Source organism: Mucilaginibacter ximonensis (assembly GCF_042686265.1).
GTDB classification, from domain to species: Bacteria; Bacteroidota; Bacteroidia; order Sphingobacteriales; family Sphingobacteriaceae; genus Mucilaginibacter; species Mucilaginibacter ximonensis.
The window spans coordinates 410,762-434,645 of record NZ_JBHUPD010000002.1 but is presented as its reverse complement, the minus strand read 5'-3'; the positions used below and the strand labels follow the sequence as shown (position 1 = coordinate 434,645).

17 protein-coding genes are annotated in these 23,884 nt (G+C 44.8%); 7 read left to right on the top strand and 10 right to left on the bottom strand.

Annotation, left to right across the window (positions count from 1 at the left end; translation table 11 throughout):
- The first annotated feature begins 20 nt into the window (after positions 1-20).
- Entirely contained in the window at positions 21-428 is a 408-nt protein-coding gene (locus ACFS5N_RS09385) for a single-stranded DNA-binding protein (protein ID WP_377184603.1), read from the top strand.
- A gap of 140 nt (positions 429-568) precedes the next feature.
- Positions 569-2,101, top strand: a complete 1,533-nt coding sequence (locus ACFS5N_RS09380; protein WP_377184601.1) for a serine hydrolase — start codon at positions 569-571, stop codon at positions 2,099-2,101.
- A gap of 105 nt (positions 2,102-2,206) precedes the next feature.
- On the opposite strand, the gene ACFS5N_RS09375 is transcribed toward ACFS5N_RS09380, so the two are convergent.
- The 5 genes from ACFS5N_RS09375 to ACFS5N_RS09355 form a co-directional block, all read right to left on the bottom strand.
- Positions 2,207-2,689: an FKBP-type peptidyl-prolyl cis-trans isomerase gene (locus ACFS5N_RS09375; RefSeq protein ID WP_377184599.1), complete on the bottom strand. Its 483-nt coding sequence runs from the start codon at positions 2,687-2,689 to the stop codon at positions 2,207-2,209.
- Between the two features lie 36 nt (positions 2,690-2,725).
- Positions 2,726-3,196, bottom strand: coding sequence for an FKBP-type peptidyl-prolyl cis-trans isomerase (locus tag ACFS5N_RS09370; RefSeq protein WP_377184597.1), 471 nt, complete (start codon positions 3,194-3,196; stop codon positions 2,726-2,728).
- 144 nt (positions 3,197-3,340) lie between these two features.
- Positions 3,341-5,086: an aspartate--tRNA ligase gene (gene aspS, locus ACFS5N_RS09365; RefSeq protein WP_377184595.1), complete on the bottom strand. Its 1,746-nt coding sequence runs from the start codon at positions 5,084-5,086 to the stop codon at positions 3,341-3,343.
- Between the two features lie 131 nt (positions 5,087-5,217).
- Positions 5,218-5,511: a type II toxin-antitoxin system RelE/ParE family toxin gene (locus ACFS5N_RS09360; protein ID WP_377184593.1), complete on the bottom strand. Its 294-nt coding sequence runs from the start codon at positions 5,509-5,511 to the stop codon at positions 5,218-5,220.
- Positions 5,496-5,735, bottom strand: a complete 240-nt coding sequence (locus tag ACFS5N_RS09355) for a hypothetical protein (protein WP_377184591.1) — start codon at positions 5,733-5,735, stop codon at positions 5,496-5,498. The genes ACFS5N_RS09360 and ACFS5N_RS09355 overlap by 16 nt, the downstream gene beginning before the upstream one ends.
- 342 nt (positions 5,736-6,077) lie before the next feature.
- Here ACFS5N_RS09355 and ACFS5N_RS09350 point away from each other — a divergent pair, with 342 nt between their 5' ends.
- The 4 genes from ACFS5N_RS09350 (at position 6,078) to pafA (ending at position 12,251) form a co-directional block, all read left to right on the top strand.
- Positions 6,078-8,468 (top strand): TonB-dependent receptor, encoded by a 2,391-nt coding sequence (locus tag ACFS5N_RS09350; protein ID WP_377184589.1) that lies wholly within the window; start codon positions 6,078-6,080, stop codon positions 8,466-8,468.
- Positions 8,469-8,611: 143 nt separating this feature from the next.
- Positions 8,612-9,247, top strand: a complete 636-nt coding sequence (pnuC, locus tag ACFS5N_RS09345) for a nicotinamide riboside transporter PnuC (RefSeq protein ID WP_377184587.1) — start codon at positions 8,612-8,614, stop codon at positions 9,245-9,247.
- A gap of 3 nt (positions 9,248-9,250) precedes the next feature.
- Complete coding sequence (locus ACFS5N_RS09340) at positions 9,251-10,360, top strand: acyl-CoA dehydrogenase (RefSeq protein ID WP_377184585.1); 1,110 nt, start codon at positions 9,251-9,253, stop codon at positions 10,358-10,360.
- Positions 10,361-10,589: 229 nt separating this feature from the next.
- Positions 10,590-12,251, top strand: coding sequence for an alkaline phosphatase PafA (gene pafA, locus ACFS5N_RS09335; RefSeq protein ID WP_377184583.1), 1,662 nt, complete (start codon positions 10,590-10,592; stop codon positions 12,249-12,251).
- Positions 12,252-12,264: 13 nt separating this feature from the next.
- Here pafA and ACFS5N_RS09330 read toward each other — a convergent pair whose 3' ends face one another.
- Together ACFS5N_RS09330 and recQ are read right to left on the bottom strand one after the other, a co-directional pair.
- The gene (locus tag ACFS5N_RS09330) at positions 12,265-13,581 is read right to left on the bottom strand and encodes a UDP-N-acetylmuramoyl-tripeptide--D-alanyl-D-alanine ligase (RefSeq protein ID WP_377184581.1); all 1,317 of its coding nucleotides are present in this window, start codon (positions 13,579-13,581) and stop codon (positions 12,265-12,267) included.
- A 234-nt stretch (positions 13,582-13,815) separates the two neighbouring features.
- The gene (gene recQ, locus ACFS5N_RS09325) at positions 13,816-15,972 is read right to left on the bottom strand and encodes a DNA helicase RecQ (RefSeq protein WP_377184579.1); all 2,157 of its coding nucleotides are present in this window, start codon (positions 15,970-15,972) and stop codon (positions 13,816-13,818) included.
- Between the two features lie 434 nt (positions 15,973-16,406).
- On the opposite strand from recQ, the gene ACFS5N_RS09320 reads away from it, so the two are divergent.
- On the top strand, positions 16,407-18,941 hold the full coding sequence (locus ACFS5N_RS09320) for a M14 metallopeptidase family protein (RefSeq protein ID WP_377184577.1): 2,535 nt from the start codon (positions 16,407-16,409) through the stop codon (positions 18,939-18,941).
- A 96-nt stretch (positions 18,942-19,037) separates the two neighbouring features.
- On the opposite strand, the gene ACFS5N_RS09315 is transcribed toward ACFS5N_RS09320, so the two are convergent.
- From ACFS5N_RS09315 to ACFS5N_RS09305, 3 genes are all read right to left on the bottom strand, one after another.
- On the bottom strand, positions 19,038-21,476 hold the full coding sequence (locus ACFS5N_RS09315; protein WP_377184575.1) for a TonB-dependent receptor domain-containing protein: 2,439 nt from the start codon (positions 21,474-21,476) through the stop codon (positions 19,038-19,040).
- Positions 21,477-21,854: 378 nt separating this feature from the next.
- A complete protein-coding gene (locus ACFS5N_RS09310; protein WP_377184573.1) occupies positions 21,855-23,492 on the bottom strand; it encodes a PspC domain-containing protein in 1,638 nt (545 codons plus the stop codon).
- A 25-nt stretch (positions 23,493-23,517) separates the two neighbouring features.
- On the bottom strand, positions 23,518-23,850 hold the full coding sequence (locus ACFS5N_RS09305; protein ID WP_377184571.1) for a PadR family transcriptional regulator: 333 nt from the start codon (positions 23,848-23,850) through the stop codon (positions 23,518-23,520).
- Positions 23,851-23,884: the final 34 nt, after the last annotated feature.

Genomic DNA, 23,884 nt, shown 5'->3' with positions numbered 1-23,884 from the left:
TTAGCCGTACAATTTAAACAATGTCTGGAATTAATAAAGTTATACTTGTGGGTCATTTAGGTAAAGACCCTGAAATTCGTCAGTTAGAAGGTGGGGTATCTGTTGCCAGTTTTCCACTGGCTACTTCAGAAACTTTTAGCAAGGATGGTAAAAAGGTAGAACAAACTGAGTGGCATAACATAGTATTGTGGCGTAGCCTTGCAGATGTAGCTGCTAAGTTTCTTCAAAAAGGAAAACTGGTTTATATTGAAGGCAAATTGCGCACCCGCTCATTTGAAGACAAAGAGGGCGTAAAGAAATATACTACCGAAGTGGTGGCGGAAAACTTCACCATGCTGGGCCGTAAAACTGATTTTGAAGCCGAAAGTTTCCCGCGGGTAAAGGTAGCCGAAGATTTACCTCCGGATGCTGAAGATATTAATTTTTAAAGTCCCCTAATTCTTAAGATTGAACCTGAAGCCATGCCATTAAATTGGATGGCTTTTTTGTTTTCACAACATAATCTCCGGGTTTGATTAACGTTTATGTAGTATCTTAGCCCCAAACCTGTAATCTAAATTAATTGCGGATGAAAAAGCGCTTTCTGTACCTGTTTTGCTTTGTTTTGTTTGTAAACCTTGCCAATGCCCAGGGCGTAGACAGAACATCATTTATAAAAGACAGCATAGATGTATACGTTAACCGCGCGCTGACCAATTGGCGCATTCCCGGCGCGGCAGTATGCATTATTAAAGACAATAAAATTGTGCTGATGAAAGGTTACGGCGTAAAAGAGCTGGGCATTCCCGAAAAAGTAGACGAGAATACGCTTTTCATGATTGGCAGTAATACCAAAGCATTTACCGCCACCGCCATGGCCATGTTGCAAGAGCAAAAAAAACTTTCGCTGGATGACAATGTGAGTAAATATCTGTCCTGGTTCAAACTTGAAAACAAAGATGCCGGCAATCAGGTAATCATTCGGGATTTGCTTTGTCATAGACTGGGTTTTAAGACCTTTCAGGGCGACTTTACCTTTTATAACAGCAATCTTACCCGCGAGCAGGTTATCGGCCGATTGGCACAGATGAAAGCCACCTATCCGTTTCGCACCAAATGGGGCTACACCAATTCAGCTTTTTTAACTGCCGGTGAGATTATTCCTAAAGCCGACGGTAAGACCTGGGAAGCCTATTTAAGAGATAACATATTTGCACCCCTGGGCATGAACAATACTTTGGCTTTAACAGCTGATATGCCTAAAGCGCTTAACCGTACTGTTCCGCATACGTTGGTTGACGAACGCTTGAGTGCGGTGCCTTACGGACAACTGGATAATATGGCCCCGGCCATGAGCATATGCTCGTCTGTCAATGACATGAGCAAATGGGTAATGGCTCAACTTAATAACGGAAAAGTTGGTGCAAGGCAGGTTATTCCAGAAGGAGCGATACTGGCAACACGCCAGCCGCAGGATTACGTAGGAAGCATACGACACATTAACGGAGAAACTAATTATGAACTGTATAGTTTAGGCTGGTTTTTGCAGGATTATGCCGGTCATCGTATTGTGATGCACGACGGCGGGGTTACGGGCTATGTATCATCGGTAACGCTGGTTCCTCAAGATCACCTGGGCATCGTGATTTTAACTAATACTGATGCAAACTCATTTTTTGAGGCGTTGCGTTGGGAAATTATGGATGCTTACTTTAAACTTCCTTATCAGGATTATAGCGATAAATACCTTGCAGCTTTTAAGGCTGATATGTCTGCTCAGCAAAAAATCATTAAAAAGCTACGCGATTCGGTGCTGATGAATTTACAACCGGCGCAGCCTATCAATGCCTATTTAGGCAGGTACCATAATGAATTATATGGCGATATGACCATCACCGAGGGCGAAGGCAACGTTTTAGAAGGGCGCTTTGAGCATCACCCTAAAATGTTTGTGAAAATGCAACCGGTAGGTGGTAATCGTTTTTTTGCTACGTTTTCTGATCCTATCTACGGCAAAACGGTATTCCCGTTTAGCACGCAAGGCGGCCGGATAAGCGGTGTCCGCGTAAAAGTAGACGATTTTGTCGAGCAGGATCCTTACGAGTTTAAGAAGGTGAACTAGGAGACTAATAATAACGTGACCATTCACACTGTTAAACGTACCTGTGGGTAGGTACCTTTGGTCTCAAATAAGAACAAAGGGGTAAATAAATAAGTTAATGGGTGCTTAATTAGAAAAGCCCTGAAGCGTAATATGATAAATTACACAGGTGTTAGAAGCTATTTTTCCGTCAGGGCTACCTGTGTTTCCAAAAGCTAAACCAGACGGTACATACAACGTAATAGTACCACCTTTGGCTATAAATGGTATCCCTATTCGCCATGCCTCAATATCAATATTTGATAACTGGAAGTAATAACTTGGTTGTGATTCAACCTGCGAATCGTCTAAAAGATCGGTGGTATAATTAATTACCACACTTGACGAAGAGGTTGGGTGGGCGCCGGTACCTAAAGTGTCGATATGATAGTATAAACCTGACGGATCTTTAGTAACATTGGTGATCTGATTTAACAGAAAATAATTTTGTATGGCCTGGTCATCAATTATAGCTTGTTTTGCAGTATTGAATGGCGAAACAATGATTTTTCTGCATGAAGAAAAAACAACAGCTGTGCAAGCAACAAATAATAATAAGTATTTTTTCATTTTCCCAATTTTCATAAAACGCAACAGTTGCTTAGCTTAATTAGTTCCGATACCGTCAAGGTCAATTGTGTAAACCAATACCGAATTACCGGGGATACCGTTTGAAGCGCCATAGCCGTAAGCCTGGTTAGACGGTATAATTAACGACACACGGCCGCCGGTGCCAATTTTAAGAATGCCAACCTGCATGCCGGTTATAAAAGTGTTTAATTTTGCCTGCGCGCCTGTAACGGTGCTAATTGATAACCCGTTAAGATACTTGTAACTATATGTTAGTTTTACAGTTGACAGCGCAGTAGGCTTAGGGTCAGTACCCGGGTTAACAATGTTATAGTAAACTCCGGTTTTGTCGTCCTTGGTAAAAGTTAAGTTATTGGCCTTTATGTACGCCTGTATTTTCTGATCATCAATAACCGACTGATTTTGCTCCAGCGTATTGGTGTCGATTTTGGTACAAGCCGACAAACCGGCAATTAACAGAAGTATCAGGAATAAATATCTTTTCATGCTTTTTGTATGCAACAATACTTAAATAAAACAGGATGCCTTAAATTTTAACATTTTTTAGCATTTCACTGCAAAGCTACCAATTAAGCGCCGTATAGCGTAGCGATAACGTTAAACAACTTGAACTATTATCTCCGCCGGTAGTTAAACCGTTGTTTTAATTTTCAACTCGTCTAACTGCGCATCTGCTATAGTTGATGGCGAATCGATCATGACATCTCGGCCCGAGTTGTTTTTTGGGAAGGCAATCACGTCGCGAATTGAGTCCAGTCCGGCGAAAATAGAGCATAAACGGTCAAAACCAAAGGCAATACCACCATGTGGCGGAGCTCCATACTCAAACGCATCCATCAGGAACCCAAATTGTTTTTGCGCCTCTTCTTTACTAAAGCCCAGGTGCTTGAACATCAATGCTTGCAAATCGCGATCATGAATACGGATAGAGCCACCGCCAATTTCAGTGCCGTTAATAACCAGGTCATAGGCGTTTGCACGAACCTCGCCCGGTACAGTATCCAGTTTTTCAATATCTTCAGGCTTTGGCGAAGTGAACGGGTGGTGCATAGCATGATAACGCTCGGTGTCTTCGTCCCACTCCAACAATGGGAAGTCCACTACCCAAAGTGGCGCATAAATGTTTTTATCGCGTAAGCCTAAACGTGTTCCCATTTCCAGGCGCAGCTCATTCAATTGTTTACGTACTTTGTCGGCGGTGCCGGCTAATACCAGCATCAAGTCGCCTTTTTCGGCCCCGAAAGCTGCCGCCCAGTTAGTCAGATCATCCTCACTAAAGAATTTATCAACTGACGATTTCAATGTACCGTCGGCGGTATAACGGCAATATATCATACCCGTAGCGCCAATTTGCGGGCGCTTTAGCCACTCAATCAGCTCGTCCAGTTGCTTGCGGGTGTATTCGGCGCAGCCTTTGGCGTTTATACCGACAACCAGTTCGGCATTGTCAAATACGCCGAATCCTTTGCCTTTTACCACGTCATTCAGTTCAACAAACTCCATCCCGAAACGTACGTCAGGTTTGTCTGAACCATACAAGCGCATCGCATCTGCATATTGCATACGCGGGAAATCGTCAAACTCAATACCTTTTACGGTTTTAAACAGATGACGGGTCAGGCCTTCAAAGATATTCAGGATATCTTCCTGGGTAATGAAGGACATCTCGCAGTCTATCTGGGTAAACTCAGGCTGGCGGTCGGCTCGTAAATCTTCGTCGCGGAAACATTTCACGATCTGGAAATAACGGTCGAAACCGCTCACCATCAGCAGTTGCTTAAAGGTTTGCGGCGATTGCGGCAGGGCATAAAACTCGCCCGGGTTCATGCGGCTTGGCACTACGAAATCGCGGGCGCCCTCTGGGGTTGACTTAATCAGTACCGGGGTCTCAACCTCTATAAAATTAAGCCCGTCTAAATATTTACGAATTTCCTGGGCCATTTTGTGGCGCAGTACCAGGTTGTTTCTTATCGGATTACGACGTAAGTCAAGATAACGGTATTTAGCACGCAACTCTTCTCCGCCGTCAGTTTCATCCTCAATTAAAAACGGCGGAATTTTAGCCGCATTTAAAACTTCAATATCAGCAACGGCAATCTCAATCTCGCCGGTAGGGATCTTTAAATTTTTATTAGTACGCTCAATAACCGTTCCGCTCACCTTAATCACAAATTCGCGGCCCAGTGTACGGGCAGTATCGCGCAAAGCAGCATCGGTATCGACGTTAAGCACCAGTTGGGTTAATCCGTAGCGGTCGCGCACATCAATAAAAGTTGTGCCGCCCAAATCGCGCGATTTTTGTACCCATCCGCATAAAGTTACGGTTTGGCCTAAATTATTGATATTAAGTTCGCCGCAAGTGTGTGTTCTTAACATAGTACAGTTTTTGGTAAAGTTCGCAAAAGTAATGTTTTGAGCTGAAAGGAGAAAGGCTAAAGGTAAAAGGTTTGTGGCAGGAGAAACTATAGCTTTTGCGCTAATGTGTAAGAGCAGTAAATGGCGTCTAACTATAGTTTGAGTTTGTTAGGATCTCTGCGGCTGTCCCAAATAGTAATGATTTCTATATAATCATCCATTATCAGATAAAAGATCAAATATTCACGCACAATGATAAATCTAACATTATCGCGTGAAGCCGCCTTGCCGAGAAGTGGTTCATTTGGCAAGAGATTAATGTAATCAAGAAACTCTCGGCTTAGTTTTAAACTGTAGGTTTTAGATTTATTTCGGTTTGCCCAATATTCTAAGATGGCGAATTGCTCCCGTCGGGCGCGGGTTGACCACTTTATTTTTTTAGCCACTCCTCTATTTCTTTGGTAACGTCTTCGTGAGATATCCATTGGCCATTAGCTATTTGCTGTAAGCCATCCTCAATGGCTGCAATTTGCTCTGCGTTCAACGGATAAACACCATTTTCATGTTCCATCTCTAACTCAATATTCCTTGAAATGCTGGCCAACGTTTTCTCGTCGTCAATACTATCGATCTGAGCCCGTATTTTTTCTTTTAACTCTATTACAGTCATAACACCTCCTGTATCAAATTTACAAATAAGGTTGCATTTATAAAACAAAACCTATATTTGCCCTCATAATTCTCAAGGGGTGCCTTGTTTTGGGAAAGCAAAATATCGCTGCAGCATATTTTACCAAACTGAAAGACAGGCTGAGATCAAACCCATTGTTTGAGTACAAGTTTAAAGTCTATAGTCCAGAGTCCAGTCGACTCAGAACTTTAGGCTTCCGACTCAGAACTCAAACATGCACCTGATCCGGGTAATGCCGGCGTAGGGAGAGGTAATAAGTTAAGTGTACTGTGCATTGTACCCTGGTGTACAGATGGTTTAACGTTTTATTAAACACATCAATTGAAAAATTTATTTACGGCATTAATTGCCCTGCTGTTGCCGTTCGTGGCAGCGGCCCAATTCTCTGTTTCGGGAAGAATTACAGACCAGCAAACCGGCGAATCATTGCCCGGCGCAACCGTCACCATTCAAAATTTAGCCATTAGCACCATAAGCAATGCTGGTGGCAAATACACTTTTAAAAATTTAAAAAGCGGCAATTATACTATCGCTGTAAGCTATTTAGGCTACAAAAGTGAGGTTAAAACTATTGCGGTTGATGCTAATAACACATCAGACTTTAGCTTGAACCGCAGTGCGAATGTTACTGAAGAGGTAACAGTGAGCGCAACCCGTGCATCAGCCAATTCACCTACGGCGTTCACTAATTTAACCAAAAAGGATTTCGATAAAAACAACACCGGCCGCGGTTTTGAATATCTGCTGGAGCAAACGCCGTCGACGGTAGTTACGTCAAATGCCGGGGCCGGTGTAGGTTATACCAGCATCCGCGTTCGCGGATCTGATCCAACCCGCATTAACGTTACGCTGAACGGTATTCCGATGAATGACGCCGAAGATCAGGGTGTGTATTTTGTCGATCTGCCCGATCTGGCTTCATCGGTCGACAACATACAAATACAACGTGGTGTGGGTACCTCCACCAACGGCGCGGGTGCGTTTGGTGCTAGCATCAACATTCAAACCACCACACGCCGCGATAGCGCTTATGCCGAATACAATGGTTCGGCCGGTTCATATGGTACAGTTAAGCACACCTTTAATTTAGGTACTGGTTTACTGGGCGGGCATTTTACGTTTGATGGCCGGTTATCAAATATGTATTCAGATGGTTATATTGAGCGTTCTGCCTCAAAGCTAAACTCTTACTTTTTAAGTGGGGCTTATTATGGCAAAACCAGCGTGCTACGCTTAAATGTTTTTGGCGGATATGAACAAACGCACCAGGCCTGGGATGGTGTGCCTCAGGACAGCGTGCTAAAAGGCGACCGCCGGTATAATGAATTAGGTTATATTAACGCTACAGGTAAATACTATCCAAACCAGACTGATAATTACAACCAGAAATATTACCAGTTGCTGTATAATCAGCAAATCACACCACTGTTTTCTTTTAGCGGGGCGCTGCACTACACACGCGGCTATGGTTATTATGAAGAGTACAGAAATGATGACCAGTTGAGCGATTATGGCGTAACGCCGGTTACCGTGGGCGGCACAACCATTACCTCGACCGATCTGGTACGCCGACTTTGGTTAGATAACGATTTTTATGGCGCCACCTATAACTTTAACTACAAACCGTCAAACAAGCTTGATTTGACCCTGGGCGGTGCTTATAACGAATACAAGGGGCGCCACTATAATAACATTGAATGGACGCAGCAAAGTACCAGCATTCAGCCTGATTATGAATATTCGCGCAATACCGCCAAGAAAACCGACTTCAACGTTTTTGCGCGGGCCGAGTATCATTTAGGCGATGTTTTGTTGTATGGCGATATGCAGATTCGTCATATTGGATACTCATTCCTGGGTTTCGACCAGAATTTGAATAATGTACAGCAGCAGGTTGGTTTAAATTTTTATAATCCGAAAGCGGGTGTTACCTACCAGCTAACCGATAATAGCAACGTCTATGCATCTATCGCGGTAGGCAATCATGAACCTAACCGCAGCGATTTTGTGAACTCGTCGCCAAGCAGCCGCCCTAGGGCCGAGAACCTTAAAGATCTGGAAGTAGGCTACCGCACCCGGCAGTCAAATTTTTCAGCAGGCATTAATGGCTTTTACATGCTGTATAAAAATCAACTGGTGTTAACCGGAGCTTTGGACGACGTAGGTGAGGCTATCCGTACCAACATTAAAGACAGCTATCGCGCAGGCATTGAGCTGGATGGCAAAGTCCGCATAGCACAGCCTTTAACTTGGGCGGCTACTGCTACCCTAAGCACTAACAAAGTGAAAAACTTTAACCAGGTATTGTTTGACGAAAACAACAAGCCGGTAAATTTTAATTATAGCAAGACAGACATTGCCTATTCGCCAAACTTTGTGGGCTCAAGCACTATCAGCTATCAGCCCTGCAACCATGCTGAAATTGCATTTATCAGCAAGTATGTAAGTCAGCAGTATCTGGATAACACCTCATCAACCGATCGCACTTTGCCGCATTATTTTGTGAACGATGTACGACTGAACTATAATTTCAGCATCAAAGGCGTTAAAAATATTGGCATCGGGCTGTTGGTTAACAACGTGTTCAGCGCTAAATACCAGTCGGACGGCGCAACGTATCCATATGTTGATGGCGGCAAAGTTGCTACTTACAACTACTGGTTTGCACAGGCGCCAATTAACTTTTTGGCATCGTTGAATGTGAAGTTTTAATTGAAATAAATTAACTACGCTTTGTCATTTCGACGAGGAACGAGGAGAAATCTATACACGGAAATACAGGCCTTGCTTAGCATGTGTATAGATTTTTTCTCCTCTTGGTCGAAATGACATATTCTTTTAAATCACCAATAGTTATGACGGTTTTACATCAATGGCTGCAACTTTTTATGCAACAGGCTGGCGAAACCACGCTTTGGGAATGGACAGCGGTAATACTGGGCATTGCCGAGGTGCTATTTGCCAAGATTAACAATATCTGGCTTTATCCTACCGGCATTGCCGGCACTATTATCGGCATCTACGTGTTGCTGATGGCAGGGCTGTATGCCGAATCGGCATTAAACATTTACTACATTGTGATGAGCGTTTATGGCTGGGTACATTGGATAAAACGCAAAAATGCGCCTCCGGTAAAAATAAGCTGGGCAACCCGCCGCGAATGGGTGATTACCTTGTTGATCGTTGTGGTAGGCTGGGTAATATTTTACATCGCACTCAAAAAATTTACTACTTCCAACGTACCCGCCTGGGATGCCTGGGTATCGTCGACCGCATGGGCGGGCATGTGGCTGCTGGCGCGTCGCAAAATGGAGAACTGGATATTGCTGAATATATCTAACCTGTTTGCCATACCGCTGCTGTGTTATAAGCACCTCATTATGTTTGCCGCGTTAACGCTGGTTTTATTTATTGTGGCCATTTTCGGATTTATCCACTGGCGCACGATATGGAAAAAAGAAAACCGGGCCACCCCGGCTTTAGACCCCTGATCTATGGAAAATCAATTAAAACATCCCTCGGCATTTATTACTGCCGATGACGTCAATATCATCAGAAAACATGCCGCCGAAGCTGAGCAGCTAGGCTTATTGCACCCGGAGCAATTAGACATTGTTTACCGCGAAGGTTGGTTCAAATTATTGATACCTGATACCTATACCGGCAAGCAGATAACCCTGTCAAACCTGGTACGCCTGCAAGAGGCTATCAGCTGGACCGACGGCAGCATGGGCTGGACCGTCACGCTATGCAGCGGAGCCGGCTGGTTTGGCGGTTTTATCAATGTCGAACTATCCCAACAAATATTCGGCAACCCCTACGTTTGCCTGGCAGGCAGTGGTGCGGTGCACGGCACTGCTGAAATTATTGATAACGGTTATCGCATTAGCGGATTCTGGAAATATGCCAGCGGCATCCATCACGCTACTCATATCACGGCTAACTGCGCTATTATGCAAAACGGTAAACCTGTTCTGGATGAAGACGGCGCGCAGTTGGTGCGGCCATTTATCTTCGACAAAAAAGACATCACACCGGTACCGGCCTGGAAATATGTAGGCATGATAGCAACCGGCAGCGATGCCTTTGAAATTAAAAACCTGCTGGTAGCCAAAGATCGAGCTTTCCGGATCGATCCGGCGACAGCGGTTATTGATGCACCTTTGTATTGTTACCCGTTTTTGCAATTGGCTGAGGCAACATTGGCGGTCAACCTTTCAGGCATCGCCATGCACTTTATGGACCTGTGTGCCGATATTTTTAATGAGCGCGTGAATCATCCGAGGTTAACACCACCGCAAAAAATCACACTGATTGATACCCTTGCCCTGGCAAATAAAGAAATGGAGGATTTACGCCGCCCGTTTTTTGAAGCGGTAGATATTTCATGGAATGACATCGAAAAAAATTATAACGTAAGCGATGCTAACCTGGCTGAAGTAAGTATTACCAGCCGCAAACTGGCTATTTCGGCCCGCGAGATCGTCGACAGGCTTTATCCGCTTTGCGGATTGGTGGCAGCCGGAGCGGATACCGAGATCAATCGGGCCTGGAGAGATTTGCATACTGCTAGTCAACACGCTTTGTTGACTTTTCCGGCATAGTAATCCATAGCGATGAGTATGAACCCCATCGCTATTCTTCCCGATTGTCATTCTGAGCGGAGCGAAGAATCTTATTTAAGCGATTATAAGCATGGCGTATAAGATTCTTCGCTCCGCTCAGAATGACAAATTAATCAAGTAGCTTAATTTAACACAAACTTCACCGAAATTTATATTTGATAGCAGATATTTGACCTTTTGTTCGTCATCAACCCAAATATATAAAACGATGAAATTTAAACCCCTTTTCTTCCTCCTTACAGCGGCAGTGCTGTCAGCAAACGCCCAAACCAAAAAGAAAGTCGAACTAAATAGTTTGGCCCGACCGAAGCTGGTAGTGGGCATAGTGGTCGACCAAATGCGTTGGGATTATCTATACCGTTATTATGATCGTTACAGTACAGGCGGATTTAAAAGATTATTGAACGAGGGTTTTAGCTGCGAGAATGCCAGTATCGACTATATACCAACAGTAACCGCCGCAGGCCATACCTGTATTTATACCGGTTCGGTACCGTCAATTCATGGTATTGCGGGTAATGATTTTGTGATCCAGGCTACCGGTAAACAAATTTATTGTACTGAAGATTCAACCGTGCAAACGGTAGGCAGTACTTCGGCCGCCGGAAAAATGTCCCCGCGTAACTTGCTGGTTACCACGATTACGGACGAGCTGCGCCTGGCTACCAATTTCCGCTCAAAAGTTATCGGTATTGCATTAAAAGACCGTGGCGGTATTTTACCTGCCGGGCACACCGCCAATGCGGCCTACTGGTTTGACGACAAAAGCGGCAACTGGATAACCAGCACCTATTACATGAACGAGCTGCCGCAATGGGTAAAAGATTTTAACGCGCGCAGATTGGCTGAGTCCTATTTAAAGAAAGACTGGAATACGCTATATCCACTAAACACTTATGTACAAAGTACCGCAGATAACAATCGCTACGAAGGGAAATTTAAAGGCGCCGATGCACCAACCATGCCGGTTAAAACATCGGCTTTATATAATGGCAATTTAGGCATGATCCGCAGTACTCCTTATGGCGATACTTTTACATTAGACCTGGCAACTGCGGCTGTTAATGCCGAAATGCTGGGTCAGCGTGGTATTACTGATTTTTTAGCGGTTAGCCTTTCATCTACCGATTATGTGGGCCATCAATATGGCGTTAATGCTATCGAGACGGAAGATACTTACCTGCGCCTGGACCAGGACCTGTCTAAGTTTTTAACCTTCCTCGATAGTAAAGTAGGTAGGGGTAATTACACGGTTTTCCTGACGGCCGATCACGGTGCCGCACACAATTCAACTTTTCTGAAAGATCATAATATACCGGCAGGCAACTGGGACGATGCTGCCTGTCTGCGCAGTTTAAACAAAGTTTTGTCTGAAAAATACAAAACCGAAAAACTGATCATCAACCTGGATAACTACCAGGTCAATCTTAATAATACTGTTATCCGCAAAGCCAATATCAGTACAGACGAAGTGAAGACAGATTGTATAAACTATCTCCAAAAACAACCTGAAATAGCGTACGTAGTCGATATGCAAAAAGTGTCTGCAGCCAGTATTCCTGACGAGTTGAAACAACGCATTACCAATGGCTACAATATGGCCAATAGCGGCGCTATACAAATCATCCTGAAACCGGCTTACTATACCGGGCACGGTTCAGGCGACGGCGGCCCAACAGGTACTACTCACGGTACATGGAACCCGTATGATGCACACATACCGATGGTGTTTATGGGCTGGGGCGTAAAACACGGCTCAACGACCCGCGAAACACACATGACGGATATTACGCCAACGCTGTCTGCGCTCCTGCATATACAGGTGCCTAACGGTTCTATAGGGCACCCGGTGGCAGAGGTGTTGAAGTAAGATCTAACCGGCGTTAAAATAATTCAACCAATCGCTCTAAGGCCATGCCTCTGGACCCTTTGATCAGTATGGTTGAGTTTTTAATTGGCGATGCTTTCAGCGCGGCAATGGCATCTTCGGCGGTCTCAAAAAAACTTGCTGTTTTGCCTTCGGCGATGGCTTTTTGTGCCGAAAATTCATGGCCGATGAAAATGCGCTCATCAACAGGGGTGGACAGCGCTTTTTCAATAATGCCTTTATGTTCGGCAGCAGCTTCGGCGCCCATTTCAAACATATCGCCCAAAATCAAAGCTTTTCGGTTTGCCGTTATTTTACCAATGTTTTCAATGGCTACGGCCATGCTGCTTGGGTTGGCGTTATAATAATCGCAGATCAATGTATTGGTAGCCGTTTGCACTACCTGCGAGCGGTTGTTTTTTGGTTGATAAGCCTCTACACCGGCGTTGATCTCGCTAGCCGGCATTTTGAAATACAAACCTAGGCTGATGGCCGCTAAAATATTATCCAGGTTATAGGCCCCGGTAAGCTGCGTTTTAACCGTGTAGTCTTCGCCTGTGGTATTGTTGGTCCAGCTGAGCGACACCAGCGGTGCATTCTCGGTAATTTTACCGCTTACCAGGTCATCCAGCTGGTTTCCATAAAATACAGGCGGAGTGGTGAACTTACGCGCCCCCTGCATCGACATCAGGATAGGATTATCGCTGTTGATGAAGGCCACGCCGTTATGGCTTGCCAAAAAGTCATACAGCTCACCTTTGGCTATCTTAACGCCCTCAACACTGCCAAAACCCTCCAGGTGAGCCTTGCCTACATTGGTGATTAAGCCGTGCGTAGGCTGCGAGATACTGCATAACAGCTCTATCTCCTTGATATGGTTGGCGCCCATCTCAATCACCGCCATTTCATGCTCGCTGGTAATACCCAAAATGGTAAGCGGTACACCAATATGATTATTCAGATTCCCTTGGGTAGCCACGGTATTAAAATGCTGCGACAGCACGGCGTTAATCAATTCTTTGGTAGTAGTTTTACCGTTGGTTCCGGTCAGGCCCACAACCGGTATAGTCAGTTGGCGCCGGTGATGCCGGGCCAGGTCCTGCAGGGCGGTCAGTACATCATCAACCAACAAACATTTGTCGCTGCTGTGGTATTGCGGGTTATCAATCACGGCATAAGCGGCACCGGCCTCCAGCGCCTGCTGTGCGAAGGTGTTGGCGTCAAACTTTTCGCCCTTTAGCGCGAAAAAGATGCAGCCGGGCGTAATCTTGCGTGTATCGGTAGTGATTACCGGGTGTTGCTGGTAGATGGCGTATAATTGTTCGGTAGTCATTTATTAATGAGTGATTGAGTGAATTAGCAAATGTTTTCTTTTTTGTCATTCTGAGCAAAAGCGAAGAATCTTATCGCGGCGATAAGCGTGGCGTATAAGATCTTTCACTACGTTCAAGATGACAGTTTTATACCCGGGCTGTCACCCTGAGCTTGTCGAAGGGCGAGCGTTGGCTAACCCAAATGCTTCGACAAGCTCAGCATGACAGCCCTTTTGTCTTTCTATTAACCAAAATTATTCATTTCTGTTCATCCAGGCTAGTACCGCTTTAATTTCGCCATAACTGTAATCGGCCCCCAGCACTTCTTTAAGCGGAGCCAGCCGCTCTGCTCCATAGCTTTCAACAGCATCTTTTATTGCCGGTATTTTTACTTCGGGCACCATCGCCAGCACATCCAGTTCGCCCAGCGCTACAAAATGAGCCAAATGACTTTCGATAGTGGTGACGCTTAGACCGCGCTCGGCGGCAATATCTGCAATGCTTTTATTTTGTCTGAACAACAGTAAGCTATCACGTTTTGTATCAGCACTGCGTGATGTGGCAGGTTTCTCTGTCTTTGGTTTGCGCTCACGCTTATGGCCTTTCAGGTTGATCTTTGAGCTTAAACCATGCTCTGCGGTGTAGGTAGTTATAGGCAACAGGAACTCGCGGCCGTAACGGGCCAGTTTCACGTCGCCGAAGCCTGAAATTAATCGCAGTTCATTTAAGTTTTGCGGCAGATAGGTGGCCATTTCAATTAAAGCAACGTCCGAAAGGATCAGGTATGCAGGTACATTCTCCAGCACTGCAATGTCGCGACGGACGGTTTTTAGCCTTTCCAATAGCTCGTTTTCAAATGGCAGTTCTTCGGTCGCAAGCGTTTCAATAGTTTGAGTTGCAATAAGCTCTACTTTTTCCTGCCCTTTTAGTACGGCTTCGCTTTTGGCGGTGAGTTGCAATACCGGGTATTCGCCGTCCGAAAATTGCAGGTAGCCAAGCGCCGCCAATTCGCGCAGATAGCGCTGCCAGTCGGCTTTGCTTACGTTGGCGCCCACGCCGTAGGTTTTTAATTCTTTATGTTCCGGACGGATCTTTTCATTTTTTGATCCGCGCAAGAAATCGATCACATAGCCCGCGCCAAAACGCTCTTTTAAACGCGATACTGCTGACAGTGCTTTTTGAGCTATTAGCGTCCCGTCAAATTTGGTGATCTCGCTCAGGCAGATATCGCAATTTCCACAATGATCTGGCGCCGGCTCGTCAAAATAGTTAAGCAAGTATTTGCGGCGGCAAGTGGGTAATGCGGCATATCTGGCCATATCATCCAACTTTTGCAGCATAATCTGTGTTTGCTCAGCATCACCTTCAACTGCTACAAAACCTTTAAGTTTAATTACATCGCCCGGCGAATAAAACAGCAGTGCAGAAGATGCCAGTCCGTCACGCCCTGCGCGCCCGGTTTCCTGGTAATAACCCTCAATGTTTTTGGGCAGATCCATGTGCACCACATAGCGTACGTTGGATTTGTTGATACCCATGCCGAAAGCAACGGTGGCTACCATGATCTTCACCTCATCTCGCAAAAAAGCTTCCTGGTTTTTGGCTTTGGTCCCGTTGTCCAGGCCGGCGTGGTAGGCGTCGGCCGCGTAACCGCGGGCACGCAGGCTATCGGCTAATGATTCAGTTGATTTTCGGGACAGGCAATAGATTATGCCCGACTCATCTTTTCGCTCATTCAAAAAATCCAGTAACTGGTCAAAACTGTTGCGCTTGGGGTTTACCCGGTACGTTATGTTGGCACGATTGAAGGAAGATACAAAAATAGCTGGACTTTTCAGGTCCAGTTTATCAAGAATGTCCTGGCGGGTCTGTTTGTCGGCTGTTGCCGTTAAGGCAATGACGGGGATGTTGGGGAAATGATCTTTCAATCCCGCCAGCATCAGATATTCCGGACGGAAATCATGGCCCCAGTGCGAGATACAGTGCGCCTCATCAATAGCTATTTGTGAAACCGGCACGGGTAGCGATCGTAAAAAATCAACCAGTTTGCTGCCGCTGCCAAACAACCGTTCGGGGGCCAGATACAATAGTTTGATATGGTTTTTATTGAGCTTCGCGATGATCTCATTCTGCTCGCCCGTGCTTTGTGACGAATTTAAGAAGGCTGCCGGTATTCCGGCCAGGTTCAAAGCATCTACCTGGTCCTTCATCAGCGCTATCAGCGGTGAAATGACAATGGTTAATCCCTCCAGTAAAACAGCCGGTAACTGGTAACATAATGATTTACCGCCACCCGTCGGCATCAACGCCATAACATCACCTCCGCTTAAAACGGTATTGATAATGGCTTCCTGCTCATGCCTGAACTCGCTGTATCCAAAATATTTTTGCAGGGCCTGGGTTGGAGTCATGTTTTTAATGTGCAGATATGCAAATGTGAAGATATTATTTGGTGTGCGGATGTGCAATGTTCAAAAAATACCGGCGCGTTATCGCTAGCGTAGCGTGGCGATCTCTGAATAGGGGCCGGAGATCGTCACGCTCGTTCCTTGCTTATGATGACGCGGCAGGGAAAGAGGTACAAAATATGAATTTGCTGTTTCACAAAAGGTGTTTCACTGTTAAAAAGCGAAAACTGCCAAAATGATATAGTTGGCTAAGCAACAATAGATTGTGCGTTTTATCTTAAGCTTTTGTACTGTTTCAAAGTGTTTCACTCTGTTTTAACAAGTTGCTGACTAATAGCTATTTATACAAAAAAGGTGTTTCAAAGTGTTTCATGTTTTTGGTGAAACAGTTGAGTGATATTATAAGACATTAGCAAAATGCTTATCTTCACTTTTGTATGATTAAAAAATTACTGATCTCATTTTCATGTTGTATAGTGGCTATTTCTGCCATGGCGCAGAAGCTCCAGTCGCCGTCTGAGTTTTTAGGGTATGAGCTGGGTACGCAGTTTACGTATCATTACCGTATTGCCGAATACTTTAAATATGTCGCTGCCGAATCGAAGAACGTCAAGCTGGTGACTTACGGCTCAACCAACGAGGGCCGGCCGCTTATGGTGATGTTCATCGCATCTGACGAAAACATAGGGCGGTTGGAAGACATCCGCAAAAACAACCTGGCACTGGCAGGCATGTCGCCAAGCCGGTCGTTCGCAACAAATACGCAACCCGTAGCCGAAGGAAGTACGGTCAACGCCCCGGTTATCGTGTGGCTAAGCTATAACGTACATGGTAATGAACCTGCCTCGAGCGAGGCCGCCATGCAGACCCTATATGACCTGGTAAATCCGGATAATGCCGAAACCAAAGGCTGGCTTAAAAATACCGTTGTGGCTATTGATCCTTGCCTCAATCCAGACGGCCGCGAACGCTACGTGAACTTTTATAACTCTGTAAGAGGTGCTGAGCCTAATGCTGATCCCGGATCGCGCGAGCACTCAGAGAACTGGCCGGGCGGCCGGGTAAACCACTATTATTTTGACCTGAACCGCGACTGGGCCTGGCAAACCCAAAAAGAAACGCAGGCGCGCGTGGGCTATTTCAATATTTGGCTGCCGCAGGTACATGTCGATTTTCATGAGCAGGGATATAATGCACCTTACTATTTTGCCCCGGCCGCCGAGCCTTTTCATAAAGATGTGACCATTTGGCAAAAGGAGTTTCAAACTACCATCGGCAAAAACAATGCTAAGTATTTTGATAAGAACGGATGGTTGTATTTTACCAAGGAAGAGTTTGATCTGCTGTACCCTTCGTACGGCGATACTTACCCGATTTACAATGGATCTATCGGTATGACCTATGAACAGGGCGGTATTGGCGCAGGTTTGGCGGTTACTACGCACACCGGCAATGTGCTTACATTAAAAGACCGCATAGCCCATCATCATGCTACGGGTTTAAGCACCATCGAAATTGCGTCGGCAAACGCCGCGAAAGCCGTAGCAGAATTTAAAAGCTATTATGATAAAAGCCGAACCAACCCAACCGGCGAGTATAAAACTTATGTCATTAAAAATGATAACCAGGATAAGTTAACCGCGCTCACTGATCTGTTTAGCCGAAATGGTATACAGGCTCGCTACGGCATCAGCACCCGCGCGACAGGTTATAATTATATCACAAAAAAAACCGAGGCTTTTAATGTAGAGCCGAACGATCTGGTGATCAGCGCATATCAACCCAAGTCGGTATTAATGCATGTGCTGATGGAGCCTAAAACGTTCATTGCCGACTCAAACACTTATGACATTACCGCCTGGGCGTTGCCGTATGTTTACGGATTGAAAGCTTACGGCGTAAAAGAGCAGCTTAAACCTGATCAGCATAACCCGGCCGTTGATGTAAAGCTTTCCCCGCCGCCTGCCCAGCCTGCAGGGTCAGGGCATCCGTATGCCTATGTGGCTGGCTGGCAATCGGCTAATGATGTGAAGTTCTTGTCGGCACTCTTAAAAAAAGGCATTAAGGTGCGTTATGCCGAAACGCCATTTGAGGCCGCCGGGAAGAAATTTGGTGCGGGTTCACTGATCATTACCCGCGCCGGGAATGAGGCCGGTAATTTTGATGCGGATGTGGTTAATATCGCATCCAACTGCGACCGGCAGCTTACGCCGCTGGCTACCGGCTTTGTGGACAAGGGCGTTGATTTGGGTTCGGGCTCGGTACATTATTTAAAAGCGCCTAAAGTGATGTTGGTTAGTGGCGAAAGCACCTCATCGGCTAATATGGGTGAGATCTGGCAGTTTTTTGAGCAACAGATCAATTACCCGATTACGCTGGTTAATTATAAAGACCTGGGCGGAGTTAAACTGGGCGATTTTGATGTGATTATATTCCCGGATGGCAATTATGATGATTATCCTTCAGACAAATTGCAAACCTGGATTAATGACGGTGGTAAGCTTATCGCCCTGGGCGATGCCGTGTCGCAGTTGGAAGGCAAAAAAGGCTTTGTAATCAAGAAAAAGGAGGTCGACTCGACCAAGATCAAACCATCGCAAAAACAATACGCCGACCGTAATCGCCTGGCTATAGAAAGTTACGTGCCGGGCGCCATTTATAAAATCGACCTGGATAACACCCATCCGTTGGCATTTGGATATCCTAACTACTACTTTACACTAAAACTTAGCGACGACATGTATAAATTGATGGACGACGGTAACTGGAATGTAGGTACGTTAAAAAAAGACAGCTATGTAGCGGGCTTCGTTGGTGAAAAGAGCCTGGCCCGGTTAAAGGATGGCTTGCTGCTTGGCGTACAGCCTATGGGCCGGGGTTCGGTAATTTATATAGCTGACGATCCGCTGTTCCGCAGCTTTTGGGAAGGTGGTAAATTATTGTTTGGCAATGCGGTGTTTATGGTGCAGTAGCCGCCCCTGCTAAATCTCCCCCAAGGGGGAGACTTTCAAACGTCTTGGTTTTTATTTAAAGCCCTCTCCGTCAGCCGACGGAAGGGTTGGGAGGGCTTAATGCCCAACCCTGTTACTTTCTTCTTCTGCCCCTGTACGGTGCTCGCGCTGCCTGATTTTAGCGTTGCCGAAATTATAGGTAGCCGTTAGTCTGAACACGCGGCTGTCATTTTTTTGGCGAATGGCGAAATCATTGCCCAGCTGATGGCTGTCGATGTCGTTGCGACGCATGTTAAATATATCGTCCACGCCGAATTTTACATTAAACTTTTTTTCGTCAAAGCTTTTGCTTAATGCAGCGCTTATGCTTTGCTGGCGGTGTATGTCGTATATTCCCATCGTCATGGGCGAGTTGTAGTAATACTGTATCTCGCCTTTAATAGTGCCAAATACCAGGTTCTGTGTCGTTTTAAATACAAAGCCGGTGCTTTTGTTATCAATGCTGCCGCCGTTTACGTTGTCGGCTTTAATCTCGCCCCTAAAGCCGTTAAAGTTAGCGTTACCTGTCCACCACTTGGTTATAGTGTACGGGGCAAAAATGTTCAGATTATAATTATTTTGAACAGCCAAATTCAGGTTGGTCTGGAAGCTTTTATTGCCCTGGGTTAAAATAATCTCCATATTAACATCAGTAGTGTGGCTGTAGCCCAGGCTTACGTCTATGGTTTTATCGTATACATATCCTAATTCAAAATTGTTAGTGTATTGCGGCTTCAAAAAGGCATTGCCCTGTTCAAAAGTGTATGGGTCAAGGTAATAAACAAACGGATTTAGCTGGCTGTAATTCGGGCGGTCAATACGGCGGCTGTATGAAAACGTCATTTCATTCTTGCTATCGAGCGTTTGATTCAGGAACAGGCTCGGGAAAAAGTTCAGGTAACTTCTGTCGACAGGAGTACTGCCAATAAGGTTACCGTTTGATTGCGTATACTCGGCGCGTAAACCTACCTGTACTGAGCCGGTTTGATATTGCTTGTTCAGGTTTAAATAGCCTGCGCTTATTTTTTCAGTATAAATAAAATGATTAGATAAAGAGGTGTCGTTTACAAAGGCCGATCCGTCATATTTTTGGGCACGCAGGTCATTGTCGGTTTTAACATCCGAAAACTTAGCGCCGGTTTCAAGCTTTACGGTTTTAGATAAAGGTTTTGCATAATCAACCTTGGCCGAGTGGATATCAATAACGGATGGCGATTGGTTACGTGTTAACTGCGGTGCGCGTTGCGGGTTGCCATTTGCCAAAAAATAATTGGTTACATAATTGGCATTGCTGTTATTGTTAAATTTTGAATAGTCAAGGTCAATGCTCAGGCTTTGCCCCAATGTATCTATCTGCCAGCGGTCGTTCAGGTTAACGGCGATATTGGTAAACTTCTGGTCGATGGTTGAATTGGTATTCAGTGATGAATCGATAGTTGTTCTGTTGGCGGTGATGTTGGTATGGCTGTAATTTAAATCATTCTCTTTATTACTGTTACCGCTTACTACAAAGCCGACGGTGTTTTTCTTACTCACGTCTAAATCGACACCTAATCTGAAATTGTTGTAATGATAGTTTTGCGGCATTTGGGTTGACTGAATAAAATAGTTATCAGTATTATTAACCACAGTCTTGCGGTCGATATCAATAACGCGGTGACTGGGGATATCGCCGCGGCTCAACGAACCAAATACATTCAGATTGCCCTCTTTATGATTAATGTTTAAATTCTGACTGTTGCGGATGCTGTTGGCCCGTGCTACGGCAGCTGTAAGGTTGCCGTTGGTGCCGCTCTGTTTGTTTTTTTTCAGTTTGATGTTTATAATGCCTGAGTTGCCCGCTGCGTCATATTTGGCTGATGGATTAGTAATGATCTCAATAGATGATACTGTATTGCCGTCGGTTGAGCGCAGCAGGGTAGCCAGTTGTTGCGCCGACAGATAGGTTAGTTTATCATTAATCATTACCGTTACGCCTTGCTTGCCTTTAAGGCTAATATTGTCATCCTTGTCAATGGTAACGCCCGGAGCGCGCTCTAGTATTTCCATAGCATTATTACCAGCCGATAAAATACTGTTCTCCACATTCATTACAGTGCGGTCAATTTTACGTTCAATCAGCGGTTTGGTCGACGTAACGGTAACTGTGCCCAGTGTTTTACTGGCCGTGCCCATTTTAATATCGCCCATGGCAAAAAACTGTTTACTTTGTTCAACAGTAAATGGGCCTGTAATGGCTTTAGTGTAACCGATGTTGGTCGCCTTAATAATATATATACCAGGTTTTACATTTTCAAAAGTGTAAAGGCCTGTTTCATCGGTCAGCGTGCCTTTTACTACGGTTGAGTCGCCGGCTTTTAAAAGGCTGACAGTCGCATAGTCCACAGGTGCGGTCTGTTCATTAATTAGTTTGCCAACAATTTTTGTCCCGGTTGGCGTTACCTGTGCAAATGCGCTTGTAAAACCTGCTACTACCAGCAGCAGGGCGTAATATATAGTGCAGATTGTAGTTTTCATGGTAGTTTTAGTTTAGGCAATAAAGTGCCCTGTAAAAGATTTTGGTCTTTTTTAGCTTTCTTTAATCAAAAATTAACGTTGTTTTACCGGGTGCACCGGTTGTTTGTCATAGCAATAGTTTCAGGGCTGTGGCAAATTATTTCTATTAAGATGCACGAAACGCTAAATAGGTTACAGATTATTTTAAATTTTTCAGAGCAGGAATAAAAGCTTGTATAATATAGGTATAGCTAATAAGTGCGGACGTTATTGAGGAAGTGTCTCTTAAAACAGATTGCCGGCTTTTGTGAGCAAAAGAAAGGTTTAGATAGAAAGCAAGTATAAGCCCGCCAAATAGCGGCAGACTTATACTCTTTATAAAAACAGCAAACGCCTTCACTATTTTTTCTGGATGATGGTTTTTGCGGTATCTGCTTTTTGGGCGGTTACCAGGGTATCGACCTTGCAGGTTAAACCGTTAGGCGTCATGATAAATGACGCATTGGGTGCATCTGGCTTTTTGTTAATGTCGCGACATTGGTAAATGTCAACATCCCGCAAAAAGTCATTCATGCTATTGTCTACAACTACCAAAGCATCGGCGGGCACTTTTAGCGTAAGTTCAATTTCCTGATCGCGCCATGGTGCATTGTCCAATCGCTGCAAATAACGGTCGAACGTTAATAAGGTGTCCTGCTGAGAAAACACATATTTGGTGCTGCGCGCGTTAATCAATGCGTCCTCGTAATTGCGGCCTTTGGCTTTGTAGGTTTCAACCAGAACCGGTTGGGCAACATCGCTTTTCTCAATACGCAGCGACATGTTATTTGCCCTAAAATCTTCATAGGTATTAGCATTGGTTATTACCATATCCTTAAACTTTGATTTTATATCCAGGCGCAGGCTATCATCGTGCGTAAAGTATCTCACATCATTCAACTTTAAGTAGTAGATGTTTTTTGAGGGCTTTGCTAAATTAACAGTCTGGTTAAAACTGGCTTCGTCGCGAAAGTTGGCCGCAAGTTTGGTTCCATAAAAAATGGTTACCCCTACGGCAAATAACCAGCCTATAAATATAACCGAGCCAACGTTTTTGTCAATGCCAGATGTGTTGAATATAGCCTTTAATGTTAACAGGAAAATAAACAGCAGAGGGATGAATGCCACAAAAAAGCCAGCGATGTATAAGCGGTTTGCATATTCAAACGTCATAACGCTAAACGGAAAAATATGTGAACCCGGGTCTATCCAGATAGTGAGCGTTGCCAGCGCGGCAACAAGCCCGATAGCGCCGGCAATACAGGCTAACAATATAGCTACACCTATTATTTTAATAAGCACTTTACCGGCACCTTTAAAAAATACACTCAGGTGGTAAATAAACTCGCTCACAAAATCTCTAAACTTATAAACCAACGGCCTGGCCCCTGCATGCATACTACTAAATTGATTGCCTACTGCTTTTAGCTCTTCTTCCAGGTTATTTTTAAACCCCTGCAAGTTCAGCTTTTCGCCCTTCATTGCCATACGGTCGGCACGGGTAACTGCTTTAGGTATAACTATCCATAATATAATGTATAGAAATATACCGGTGCCAAAAAATGCTACGGCAATAGCAAAGGCTAAACGTATCCAAATAGTTTTTACGCCAAAGTAATTTCCCAGGCCGGCGCATACGCCGCCAAGCAGATGGTCGTCTGGGTCGCGGAATAAGGTACGCGAGCCACTATTATTATAGGCATAGTGTGGAGCGCCTTCTTCGCCATTTTCAGCATTTTCAAAATCCTGCACACTACCCATCTGTTCGATTATTGTTTTTACGTCCTGCTCAACAATAACCTGTCGCTCACTGTTGGCCAGTGTTTCTGCAAACATTTCGGCAATGCGGTTCTCAATGTCTGTGGTAATTTCATGGCTATCCGCCGAGTTTATGAAATGACGTTTTACATCCGTCATGTAATTTTTAAGTATCTCGTAGGCATCTTCTTCGATATGGAAGACGGTGCCGTTTATATTGATGATGATTGTTTTGTTCATGATGTGATTTTTTTAGGGGATTGTATTATTTCTTTTTTCCGGTTGCGGTTTGTACTGCGAAGGCTAATTCCTGCCATGTTTTGTCGAGCTGCTCAAGCACTTTACGGCCCTCTTCTGACAGTGCATAATACTTACGCGGGGGGCCGGATGTTGATTCAACCCAATTATAAGTTAGCAACCCGTTGTTTTTTAAGCGGGTTAAAAGCGGATATAAAGTGCCCTCAACAACAAGCAGTTGCGCCTTTTTAAGCTCGGCAATTATATCAGAGGCGTAGGTTTCATCGCGCGAGATGATGGAGAGTATACAGTACTCGAGTATACCTTTACGCATTTGTGTTTGAGTGTTTTCTGCTATCATGATACAAAGATATATGTAAAAGAATGTATTATGC

Bases quoted from the DNA above. Each gene is read 5' to 3' on its own strand.
- ACFS5N_RS09385 (WP_377184603.1), top strand. From the start codon at position 21: ATGTCTGGAATTAATAAAGTTATACTTGTGGGTCATTTAGGTAAAGAC.
- ACFS5N_RS09380 (WP_377184601.1), top strand. From the start codon at position 569: ATGAAAAAGCGCTTTCTGTACCTGTTTTGCTTTGTTTTGTTTGTAAAC.
- ACFS5N_RS09375 (WP_377184599.1), bottom strand. From the start codon at position 2,689: ATGAAAAAATACTTATTATTATTTGTTGCTTGCACAGCTGTTGTTTTT.
- ACFS5N_RS09370 (WP_377184597.1), bottom strand. From the start codon at position 3,196: ATGAAAAGATATTTATTCCTGATACTTCTGTTAATTGCCGGTTTGTCG.
- aspS (WP_377184595.1), bottom strand. From the start codon at position 5,086: ATGTTAAGAACACACACTTGCGGCGAACTTAATATCAATAATTTAGGC.
- ACFS5N_RS09355 (WP_377184591.1), bottom strand. From the start codon at position 5,735: ATGACTGTAATAGAGTTAAAAGAAAAAATACGGGCTCAGATCGATAGT.
- pnuC (WP_377184587.1), top strand. From the start codon at position 8,612: ATGACGGTTTTACATCAATGGCTGCAACTTTTTATGCAACAGGCTGGC.
- ACFS5N_RS09340 (WP_377184585.1), top strand. From the start codon at position 9,251: ATGGAAAATCAATTAAAACATCCCTCGGCATTTATTACTGCCGATGAC.
- pafA (WP_377184583.1), top strand. From the start codon at position 10,590: ATGAAATTTAAACCCCTTTTCTTCCTCCTTACAGCGGCAGTGCTGTCA.
- ACFS5N_RS09330 (WP_377184581.1), bottom strand. From the start codon at position 13,581: ATGACTACCGAACAATTATACGCCATCTACCAGCAACACCCGGTAATC.
- recQ (WP_377184579.1), bottom strand. From the start codon at position 15,972: ATGACTCCAACCCAGGCCCTGCAAAAATATTTTGGATACAGCGAGTTC.
- ACFS5N_RS09320 (WP_377184577.1), top strand. From the start codon at position 16,407: ATGATTAAAAAATTACTGATCTCATTTTCATGTTGTATAGTGGCTATT.
- ACFS5N_RS09315 (WP_377184575.1), bottom strand. From the start codon at position 21,476: ATGAAAACTACAATCTGCACTATATATTACGCCCTGCTGCTGGTAGTA.
- ACFS5N_RS09310 (WP_377184573.1), bottom strand. From the start codon at position 23,492: ATGAACAAAACAATCATCATCAATATAAACGGCACCGTCTTCCATATC.
- ACFS5N_RS09305 (WP_377184571.1), bottom strand. From the start codon at position 23,850: ATGATAGCAGAAAACACTCAAACACAAATGCGTAAAGGTATACTCGAG.